Source organism: Phenylobacterium sp. (genome assembly GCF_016793285.1).
Lineage (GTDB): Bacteria > Pseudomonadota > Alphaproteobacteria > Caulobacterales > Caulobacteraceae > Phenylobacterium.
Genome location: NZ_JAEUMO010000143.1, coordinates 1 through 2,299 on the forward strand (window position 1 = coordinate 1; position 2,299 = coordinate 2,299).

The window sequence follows — 2,299 nt, forward strand, 5'->3', positions numbered from 1 at the left end:
GCGGCCGTAGTCGCCGAGGCCGACGGCCTCGAAGTCGACCTTGTGCAGCCTGGCGAGCGTGGCGTTCAGGTCGTCGTAGATCTCGGCGCGGTCCCTGGGCGTCAGGCCCGGCAGCGTCGCGTCGCGGAAGATGCGGCCCTGCAGGAAGTCCATCACGTAGAATGCAGCCCCGATGACCGAGTCGTCCTGGCAGAGCGCGCGCATCTTCGGGACCGGGATCTGGCCGTCGAGCGCCTTCATGGCGCGGTACTCGCGGTCGACCTGGTGGGCGGACGATAGGAGCTGGCCCGGCGGCTTCTTGCGCAGGACGTAGCGGCGGCCCTCGCCGCTGGTCAGCAGGAAGGTCGGGTTGGAGGCGCCGCCCTGGAACTGGCGCACCACCAGCGTGTCGCCGATCTCCGGGACCTGGGCGCGGAGCCAGGCATGGAGCCTGGCTTCGTCGAAGCGGTGCTGCGGCAGCACCTCGCGGACGGGTAGGTCCTGGCCGGGGGCGGCGGTGTCGGCGGTTGTCATGGCGCCATTGCCGCCCCGTCCGGGCCTTCGGTCAACCGGGACGCCACGGAAGGCGACGGTTGACCTCCCCCTGCGGAAGGGGCGGACTCTTCGGTGGAATCCGCCTGAGAGCGGAGCCGGGAGGACGGCGATGCATACGCTGCCGCATCACTTCGAGTTCCTGTCCGAGGCCTGGATCGACGAGGCGCGGGCCTGGTTCATCCAGCGTCGCGACAGGCTGGGCGCCCCGTTCTCGGTGAGCGAGCGGATGAGCGACGCGCCGCCGCATCTGGGGCTGCCAGACGACGTGGCGAGCTGGACCGTCCGCTGGGACGGCGTCGAGGTCTCGGTCGCGGCCGGCTTCGATCCGGCTGCCACGGCGACCTGCGAGGGCGACTACCAGGCGGCGCTCATGGCGGCGCAGTGGGTGGGGCTGCTGCTCCCGGGCGCGGCCGAGGCGATGCTGCGCGAGGTGCGCGCGATCTTCGGGCCGGACGCGATCCGGTTCGGCGGCCGGGGCCTGCCGGAAGGGACCGTCGAGCTGATGGCCCTGTTCCACGATCACATGGGCCGCGCCACCGTCGAGAACCCGGACCTTGCGCATCGGGCGCGCCGCCAGAAGCTGAGCCGCCACATCCGCGAGATGGAGGACCAGGGCTACACCATCGTCGAACACGCCATCTCGGACGGCTTCGCCGACGAGGTGCGCGAAGCCACGATCCGGGCGCTTTCCGAGAACCAGTCCGGCGTGGCCCTCAACTGGATGACGTATCAGGGCCGCGAGTTCGAACGGCTGGTGCAGAACCCGCTGCTGATGACCCTGATCGACGCCTCCCTGGGACGCGGCGCGGTGATCGCCTCGATCTCGGCGATCCGGCGCGGCGCGGGGCCGGGCTTCATTCCCATGCACACCGACTACGCCCATGTGCCCGAACCCTATCCGGAGTTCTCGCTGACGGGCGTCGGCGTCTGGGCGCTGGAGGACTGGACGGTCGCGAGCGGGCCCACCTGGATCGTGCCGGGCAGCCACAAGCATCGCCGCCCGCCGCGCGAGGGCGAGGGACATAACCAGGGCGTGCCGGTCGAGATGCCCAAGGGCAGCGTCGTCTACTTCCATCACGGCGTCTGGCACTGGCAGGGCGACCGCACGCAGGACGGCGAGCGGGTGACGATCCACAGCCACTTCAACCGCGGCATCCTGCGCAGCCTCGAGCCCAAGAAGACCGACGTGCAGATGCTGCATCGCAACCCGCCGCGCCTGGGCGAGATGCTGGGCGAGGACGACTGGTTCGACAAGATGAGCGCGCATGGCCGCGACTACGGCCGCTTCGCCTACATGGAACGGCTCCTGCGGTTCAACGAGGCCGGGAAGCGCGAGATCCTGGGGGAGGCGCCCGCGCCGCGCGGCCAGGACCTGGCGGCGCTGGTGCCGTAGCGCCTCTCTCCCGCGCGGCTTCGCCGCACGGGGGAGGGGAGGGTTTCAGTTCAGCGGCACGACGGGCAGCTCGATGGAGCTGGCGGTGTCGCCGGTGAGGTAGATGCGCTGGGTGGCCTTGCGGTAGTCCGACGGCGTGGCGGTGAAGATGTTGGGCACGAAGGTCTGAGGGTTCCGGTCATAGAGCGGGAACCAGGTGGACTGGACCTGCACCATGATGCGGTGGCCCGGCAGGAAGACGTGGTTCGCCGGCGGCAGGTCGAAGCGGTACTTCTGGACCTTGTTCGCCGGGATGGCCGTGGGCTTCTCGAAGCTCTCGCGGTAGCGGCCGCGGAAGATGTCCATGCCGACGCCGAGCTGGTAGCCGCCCAT

Annotated in this window: 3 protein-coding genes; 1 reads left to right on the forward strand and 2 read right to left on the reverse strand. The window is 70.2% G+C overall.

The annotated features are described in order from the left end of the window. Window positions 1–513, reverse strand: a 513-nt coding sequence (locus JNL41_RS13430) for a phosphotransferase (protein ID WP_293475703.1), incomplete at its 3' end; no start/stop codon positions are given. 130 nt (window positions 514–643) lie between these two features. Between JNL41_RS13430 and JNL41_RS13435 the strand changes: the two genes are divergently transcribed. Further along, a complete protein-coding gene (locus JNL41_RS13435) occupies window positions 644–1,927 on the forward strand; it encodes a phytanoyl-CoA dioxygenase family protein (RefSeq protein ID WP_293475705.1) in 1,284 nt (427 codons plus the stop codon). A 45-nt stretch (window positions 1,928–1,972) separates the two neighbouring features. Here the strand turns inward: JNL41_RS13435 and JNL41_RS13440 are convergent. Next, a partial coding sequence (locus JNL41_RS13440; protein ID WP_293475707.1) for a CocE/NonD family hydrolase C-terminal non-catalytic domain-containing protein occupies window positions 1,973–2,299 on the reverse strand: 327 nt, incomplete at its 5' end.